The sequence below is a fragment of the Serratia sp. Ser99 genome (assembly GCF_024519545.1).
GTDB lineage: Bacteria > Pseudomonadota > Gammaproteobacteria > Enterobacterales > Enterobacteriaceae > Serratia > Serratia liquefaciens.
The window spans coordinates 1-387 of sequence record NZ_JALJRT010000034.1; the positions used below are offsets into that span (position 1 = coordinate 1).

General features: G+C 47.0%; 2 tRNA genes. Both read left to right on the forward strand.

The features are described from left to right. The first annotated feature begins 84 nt into the window (after positions 1-84). Positions 85-161: transfer RNA gene (locus NR114_RS24210), tRNA-Ile, on the forward strand. Positions 162-198: 37 nt separating this feature from the next. After that, positions 199-274 (forward strand) — tRNA-Ala (locus NR114_RS24215). The last annotated feature ends 113 nt before the right edge of the window (positions 275-387 follow it).

Sequence of the window (387 nt, forward strand, 5' to 3'; positions counted from 1 at the left end):
ACCTCCTTACCTAATGATATTGATTCGCGTGAAGTGCTCACACAGATTGTCTGATGAAAAAGTAACGAGCAGAAATACCTTTATAGGCTTGTAGCTCAGGTGGTTAGAGCGCACCCCTGATAAGGGTGAGGTCGGTGGTTCAAGTCCACTCAGGCCTACCACTTCTTGAAGTGGAAAAGGTACTGCACGTGACTGTATGGGGCTATAGCTCAGCTGGGAGAGCGCCTGCCTTGCACGCAGGAGGTCAGCGGTTCGATCCCGCTTAGCTCCACCATATAGTCCTGTATTTCAATACTTCAGAGTGTACTGGCAACAGTATGCTGCGAAGTATTTTGCTCTTTAACAATCTGGAACAAGCTGAAAATTGAAACATGACAGCTGAAACTT